This window comes from Streptomyces sp. NRRL B-24572 (genome assembly GCF_002156145.1).
In the GTDB taxonomy this organism is placed as follows: domain Bacteria; phylum Actinomycetota; class Actinomycetes; order Streptomycetales; family Streptomycetaceae; genus Streptomyces; species Streptomyces vietnamensis.
The window spans coordinates 1-6322 of record NZ_MWIG01000154.1 but is presented as its reverse complement, the minus strand read 5'-3'; the positions used below and the strand labels follow the sequence as shown (position 1 = coordinate 6322).

The 6322-nt window shown below is 69.7% G+C and carries 8 protein-coding genes; 7 read left to right on the top strand and 1 reads right to left on the bottom strand.

Annotated features, from left to right (window positions below; genetic code table 11):
• Positions 1-47: 47 nt before the first annotated feature.
• Positions 48-1376: a nicotinate phosphoribosyltransferase gene (locus tag CCN56_RS09865; RefSeq protein WP_179199774.1), complete on the bottom strand. Its 1329-nt coding sequence runs from the start codon at positions 1374-1376 to the stop codon at positions 48-50.
• A gap of 152 nt (positions 1377-1528) precedes the next feature.
• Between CCN56_RS09865 and clpS the strand changes: the two genes are divergently transcribed.
• The 7 genes from clpS (at position 1529) to CCN56_RS09830 (ending at position 6285) form a co-directional block, all read left to right on the top strand.
• Entirely contained in the window at positions 1529-1834 is a 306-nt protein-coding gene (gene clpS / locus CCN56_RS09860) for an ATP-dependent Clp protease adapter ClpS (protein ID WP_041129438.1), read from the top strand.
• Positions 1834-2418, top strand: a complete 585-nt coding sequence (locus tag CCN56_RS09855) for a DUF2017 domain-containing protein (protein WP_086825591.1) — start codon at positions 1834-1836, stop codon at positions 2416-2418. Before clpS ends, CCN56_RS09855 begins: the two co-directional genes overlap by 1 nt.
• Positions 2419-2740: 322 nt before the next feature.
• On the top strand, positions 2741-4177 hold the full coding sequence (locus CCN56_RS09850) for an amino acid permease (RefSeq protein WP_086825589.1): 1437 nt from the start codon (positions 2741-2743) through the stop codon (positions 4175-4177).
• Positions 4178-4261: 84 nt separating this feature from the next.
• Positions 4262-4690 (top strand): Mov34/MPN/PAD-1 family protein, encoded by a 429-nt coding sequence (locus tag CCN56_RS09845; protein WP_086825587.1) that lies wholly within the window; start codon positions 4262-4264, stop codon positions 4688-4690.
• 126 nt (positions 4691-4816) lie between these two features.
• Positions 4817-4945, top strand: a complete 129-nt coding sequence (locus CCN56_RS44355) for a putative leader peptide (RefSeq protein WP_256961884.1) — start codon at positions 4817-4819, stop codon at positions 4943-4945.
• 105 nt (positions 4946-5050) lie between these two features.
• Complete coding sequence (locus CCN56_RS09835) at positions 5051-5329, top strand: MoaD/ThiS family protein (RefSeq protein WP_086825582.1); 279 nt, start codon at positions 5051-5053, stop codon at positions 5327-5329.
• Between the two features lie 5 nt (positions 5330-5334).
• Complete coding sequence (locus CCN56_RS09830; RefSeq protein ID WP_041129433.1) at positions 5335-6285, top strand: PLP-dependent cysteine synthase family protein; 951 nt, start codon at positions 5335-5337, stop codon at positions 6283-6285.
• Positions 6286-6322: the final 37 nt, after the last annotated feature.

Here is a 6322-nt window from a genome sequence, read left to right as displayed (position 1 = left end):
GCCCGGCGCTTCCCCCTCCCACGGGGAGGGGGAAGCGCCGGGCAGTGCTACGCGTACTCCGTCGGCAGGACCGGCTCGCCCCGCGACAGCTGGATCGCCGACATCGGCAGCCCCGCGCGGGCCGCGATGTGCCGCGACCTGGCGGCCTCCAGGGGCTCCCGGGCCACCACGTCGCCGCCCTTGACCAGCTCGACGAGCAGCTGGTGGCCGGCGAGCTCCGGCGGGACCGGTCCGGTGCCCACGACCTCCGCCTCGGCGACCCCGGCCGCGTCGGGCCGGCGGGCCGCCCACTTGCGGCCGCCGACGGAGGCCTTGCCGCCCAGCGACTTCTTGGCCACCGGCACCAGGGGCGCCTTCGGATCGGCCGAGGCGGCCCGGGCGACCAGCTTGTAGACCATGGAGCAGGTCGGGTGGCCGCTGCCGGTCACCAGCTGCGTGCCCACCCCGTACGCGTCGACCGGGGCCGCCGCGAGCGAGGCGATGGCGTACTCGTCGAGGTCCGAGGTGACCACGATCTTGGTGTCCCGGGCGCCAAGATCGTCGAGCTGCGCCCGCACCCGGTGCGCGACGAGCAGCAGGTCGCCGGAGTCGATCCGTACGGCCCCGAGCTCGGGCCCGGCGACCTCGACGGCGGTACGGACGGCCTCGGCCACGTCGTACGTGTCGACGAGCAGGGTCGTGCCGCGCCCGAGGGTCTCCACCTGGGCCCGGAAGGCGTCCTTCTCGCTGTCGTGGAGCAGGGTGAAGGCGTGGGCGGAGGTGCCGACGGTCGGGATGCCGTAGCGGAAGCCGGCCGCGAGGTCCGAGGTGGCCTCGAAGCCGCCGACGTACGCGGCGCGGGAGGCGGCGACGGCGGCGAGCTCGTGGGTGCGGCGGGCGCCCATCTCGATCAGGCGCCGCCCGCCGGCCGCGGCCGACATGCGGGAGGCGGCGGCCGCGATGGCCGAGTCGTGGTTGAGGATCGAGAGGATCACGGTCTCCAGGAGCACGCACTCCGCGAAGGAGCCCTCGACGCGCAGCACGGGGGAGCCGGGGAAGTACACCTCGCCCTCGGGGTAGCCCCAGATGTCGCCGGAGAAGCGGTAGCCGGCCAGCCACTGCAGGGTCGGCTCGTCGACGATGGCGCGTTCCCGCAGGAAGCCCAGGACGGCGGGGTCGAACCGGAAGTTCTCGACGGCGTCCAGGACCCGGCCGACGCCCGCGAGGACGCCGTAGCGGCGCCCCTCGGGCAGCCGCCGGGTGAAGACCTCGAAGACGGAGCGACGGTCGGCGGTGCCGGCCCGCAGGGCCGCCTGGAGCATGGTCAGCTCGTACTGATCGGTGAAGAGCGCGGTCGACGGCACGTCCACCGGCAGCCCAAGGTCCGCAGCGTTCATGTCAGCGATGCTAGCGCAGAAATCGTCAGATTGACGAATAGTGGGTCCGGGCAGTGGACCCGGACAGCGGATCCGGGCGGTGGGCCGGATGGTGGGGCCACCTGCGTGCCCCGTTTGCGCGACGGGCCCCCAGGGGTGACAACATGGTGTGAGTGAGCGTCGCGCCTATTGAGATCGAACGTACGGAATCGGCCGAGGAGGTCTCCGCGGTCGTCGAACCCGACGTGCCCTGGGTGACCCTCGTGCACAACGATCCGGTCAACCTGATGAGCTATGTGGAGTACGTCTTCCAGTCGTACTTCGGATACTCCAAGGACAAGGCGCACAAGCTGATGCTCGACGTGCACAACAAGGGCCGCGCGGTGGTCTCCAGCGGCACCCGCGAGGAGATGGAACGGGACGTGCAGGCGATGCACGGCTACGGCCTGTGGGCGACCCTCTCCCAGGACCGCTTCTGATGGCCGGCCACTTCGAGGCCCTGCCCGGCGGCGGCGCGGCCGTCGCGCTCGACGACGTCGAGATCTCCATCCTCCGCTCCCTCGCCGTCCAGCTCATGGAGCTGATCGGCCCGGGCGACGAGCCCGCCGCCGACGCGGACCCGCTCGCCGCGCTCTTCGCCGAGGGGCCCAGCGAGCCGCCGTCCGACCCCGCCCTCCGGCGCCTCTTCCCCGACGCGTACGGGGACGACAGCGAGGAGCTGCGGGCGGCCGCCTCCGACTTCCGCCGCTACACCGAGAACGACCTGCGGGCCCGCAAGCGCGAGGACGCCCTCGTGGTCGTGCGCGCCCTGGACTCCCTGTCCGCCGAGGTGGAGGGGGAGGGCGGCGCGGTCCTGAAGCTCGGCCCGGACGAGTCCCGGGCCTGGCTCGGCGCGCTCAACGACCTCCGGCTGACCATCGGGACCCGCCTCGAGGTCACGGACGACGAGCAGAGCGAGGAGCTGTACCGGCTGCCGGACTCCGATCCGCGCAAGCCGATGGTGATGGCGTACCTCTGGCTGGGGGCGCTCCAGGAGTCCCTCGTCGCGACCCTGATGCCGTAGCGACACCCCCGCGCGACGGCCTGTTCGCTCAGCGGACGCTCAAATCCGGATAACGAATGCGTTATCAGAGCGTCCGCTCGGCCATCTTGTGCACCCTTTGTCCGTATTTATTTGTGGCGTGCGCCACACTCAACTCCGTCGATCACCCCGCACCCCGTGATAAATCTTCACGACCACTCGGGCAACGCCACCCCTGTTCCCGAGGGCGCTTGGGCCGGCTGACCGCCGGTAGCACTCCATCCACATCCGGGGGGATCAGGATCTGATCCGCAGCAGACGCACTCGCAGTCGCGCGGATCAGCATGGAGAAAGGCGCACCACCATGACCTCAGTGCAGGTCGACAAGCAGCACGACGGCAATGAGGCCGCGGACTCCGCCTCGGGCGAGGGCTACCACCGGGCACTCGGCGCCCGCCAGATCCAGATGATCGCGATCGGCGGCGCCATCGGCACCGGGCTCTTCCTCGGCGCGGGCAAGGGCATCTCCATCGCGGGACCCAGCCTGATCCTCGCGTACGCCGTCGCGGGCCTCGTCATCTTCTTCATCATGCGGGCGCTCGGCGAGCTCCTCATGTACCGCCCGGTGTCGGGCTCCTTCTCGGAGTACGCGCGGGAGTTCATCGGCCCGTTCGCGGGCTTCGCGACCGGCTGGACGTACTGGCTCTTCTGGGTCGTCACCGGAATCACCGAAGTCACCGCCGCGGCCACGTATATGACGTACTGGTGGGACATCCCGCAGTGGCTCTCCGCCCTGGTCTTCACCGTGATCCTCTACGCCGCCAACCTGATCTCCGTGAAGCTCTTCGGTGAGCTGGAGTTCTGGTTCTCGATGGTCAAGGTCACCGCGATCGTCGGCATGATCCTGATCTGCGCCGGCATCCTCACCCTCGGCTTCTCCGACGCCGGCGCCACCGCCTCCGTCACCCACCTGTGGGACCTCGGCGGTTTCTTCGGCGGCGAGGACGGCATCTTCTCGACCCTGATGACCCTCCAGATGGTCATGTTCGCCTTCCTCGCGGTCGAGCTGGTCGGCGTGACGGCGGGCGAGTCGAAGGACCCGAAGACGGTCCTGCCGAAGGCCATCAACACCGTGCCGTGGCGCATCGCCGTCTTCTACGTCGGCGCGCTGATCATGATCCTGTCGGTCGTCCCGTGGACCGCCTTCAAGCCGGGCGTCAGCCCGTTCGTCGAGGCGTTCGAGCGGATGGGCCTCGGCGTCGGCGCCGCCATCGTCAACTTCGTCGTCCTGACGGCGGCCCTGTCCTCCTGCAACTCGGGCATGTACTCCACCGGCCGCATGCTGCGCGACCTCGCGCTCAACGGCCAGGGCCCGAAGGTCTTCACCAAGCTGACGAAGTCCGGCACCCCGCTGGTCGGCACCACCGTCTCGGCCGCGCTGATGCTGGTCGGCGTCGGGATCAACTACCAGTGGCCCGGCGAGGCGTTCAACTACGTCGTCTCCTTCGCCACCATCTCCGGCATGTGGGCCTGGATCGTCATCCTCTTCTGCCAGATCCGCTACCGCCTCAAGGCCGATCGCGGCGAGCTGCCCCAGTCCTCCTTCAAGGCCCCGGGCGGCATCTGGTTCAGCGTCTTCTCGCTCGCCTTCATCGGCATGGTGATCGTGACCATGGGCATGGACAAGGACAACCGGGTCGCGCTGTACGGCGCACCGGTCTGGGGCCTGATCCTCGCCGTCTCCTACCTGGTCCTCAAGGCCCGCAACCCGCAGGCCGCGGCCTTCGCCAAGCGCTCCTGACGCTCTGACCTGCCAGGTCTCACCATTCGGGCCGTTCCGTACCATCCATCGGTACGGGGCGGCCCGTCTGCTTATCCTGTCGGCATGCTGACCATCACCCGGGCCCTGTACGACCAGATCGTGGAGCACTCCCGAGCGGACCACCCCGACGAGGCCTGCGGCGTCGTAGCCGGGCCGGTCGGCGAAGGCCGCCCCGAGCGCTTCATCCCGATGCTGAACGCGGCGCGCTCGCCCACGTTCTACGAGTTCGACTCCGCGGACCTGCTGAAGCTCTACCGCGAGATGGACGACCGGGACGAGGAACCCGTGATCATCTACCACTCGCACACCGCGACCGAGGCCTACCCGTCCCGCACGGACATCTCGTACGCCAACGAGCCGCAGGCTCACTACGTCCTCGTCTCCACCGCCGACACCGACGACGCCGGCCCCTTCCAGTTCCGCTCCTTCACGATCGTCGAAGGAGTCGTCACGGAGGAAGAGGTCAAGATCGTCGAGGCCTACGAGGACTGACCGCCGGGCAGCCGCACCAGGACCGACCTGCCGCCGAACGGCCACCGTTCCGGCAGGCGGTCACCGATCATCCATCATGTGAGATCACATTCCGGAACCCGGACCGGGAATCGATACGATGAGCCCATGGTTTCCCACGACGTGAGCGAAGAGACTCCGAGCACCCTCCTGCTCGTGGCACGCCTGCACGTCGACCTGTGCCGCCTGACCAGCGCGATCTGTACCGCGCGCCGTACCGCACGCGCCGCGCTCTGAGCCCTGAGCTCCGAGCGACCGGCCGAGCGCCCCCACCGTACGACCCCCTCCGCGCGGGGCCACAGAAGCGCGCCCATCACGCCACTTCCGACAGGAGCCCACGCCATGGCCATCGAGGTCCGCATCCCGACCATCCTCCGCACCTACACCGACGGCGAGAAGGCCGTGCAGGGCAACGGCGAGACCCTCGCCGAGCTCTTCGCCGACCTGGAGAAGCGCCACGCCGGGATCGAGGCCCGCATCGTCGACGACGGCAAGCTCCGCCGCTTCGTCAACGTCTACCTCAACGACGAGGACGTCCGCTTCCTCGACGGCATCGACACCAAGCTCACCGACGGCGACAACGTCACGATCCTGCCGGCCGTCGCCGGCGGCATGGTCTGATCCACATGCGTTACGACTCCTCGCTGGCCGCGGTCGGCAACACGCCGCTGGTCCGCCTCCCCCGGCTCTCGCCCTCGGACGACGTCCGCATCTGGGCGAAGCTGGAGGACCGCAACCCCACCGGCTCGGTCAAGGACCGCCCCGCGCTCCACATGATCGAGCAGGCGGAGAAGGACGGCCGCCTCACCCCCGGCTGCACCATCCTGGAGCCGACCAGCGGCAACACCGGCATCTCCCTCGCCATGGCCGCCAAGCTCAAGGGCTACCGCATCGTCTGCGTCATGCCCGAGAACACCAGCGAGGAGCGCCGCCAACTGCTCGCCATGTGGGGCGCCGAGATCATCTCGTCCCCCGCGGCCGGCGGCTCGAACACGGCGGTGCGCGTCGCCAAGGAGCTCTCCGCCGAGAACCCCTCCTGGGTGATGCTCTACCAGTACGGCAACCCGGACAACGCCGGCGCGCACTACGCCACCACCGGCCCCGAGATCCTCGCCGACCTCCCCTCCATCACCCACTTCGTGGCGGGCCTCGGCACCACGGGCACGCTCATGGGCGTCGGCCGCTACCTGCGCGAGCACAAGCCCGACGTCAAGATCGTCGCCGCCGAGCCGCGCTACGACGACCTCGTCTACGGCCTGCGCAACCTCGACGAGGGCTTCGTCCCCGAGCTGTACGACGCCTCCGTCCTCACCACCCGCTTCTCCGTCGGCTCCGCCGACGCGGTCACCCGCACCCGCGAACTCCTCCAGCAGGAGGGCATCTTCGCGGGCGTCTCCACCGGCGCGGCCCTCCACGCGGCCATCGGCGTGGGCAACAAGGCCCTCAAGGCGGGCGAATCGGCCGACATCGCCTTCGTGGTGGCCGACGGCGGCTGGAAGTACCTGTCGACGGGCCTCTACACGGCCAAGACGACGGAAGAAGCGATCGAAGCGGTCCAGGGCCAGCTCTGGGCGTAGTGCCTCCGTGTGGGCGATCGTCCCGCAGAGCAGGGGG

Coding starts and splice junctions, on each gene's coding strand:
- CCN56_RS09865 (WP_179199774.1), bottom strand. CDS start 1,376: ATGAACGCTGCGGACCTTGGGCTGCCGGTGGACGTGCCGTCGACCGCG.
- CCN56_RS44355 (WP_256961884.1), top strand. CDS start 4,817: ATGGTTTCCCACGACGTGAGCGAAGAGACTCCGAGCACCCTCCTGCTC.
- CCN56_RS09855 (WP_086825591.1), top strand. CDS start 1,834: ATGGCCGGCCACTTCGAGGCCCTGCCCGGCGGCGGCGCGGCCGTCGCG.
- CCN56_RS09835 (WP_086825582.1), top strand. CDS start 5,051: ATGGCCATCGAGGTCCGCATCCCGACCATCCTCCGCACCTACACCGAC.
- CCN56_RS09845 (WP_086825587.1), top strand. CDS start 4,262: ATGCTGACCATCACCCGGGCCCTGTACGACCAGATCGTGGAGCACTCC.
- CCN56_RS09850 (WP_086825589.1), top strand. CDS start 2,741: ATGACCTCAGTGCAGGTCGACAAGCAGCACGACGGCAATGAGGCCGCG.
- CCN56_RS09830 (WP_041129433.1), top strand. CDS start 5,335: ATGCGTTACGACTCCTCGCTGGCCGCGGTCGGCAACACGCCGCTGGTC.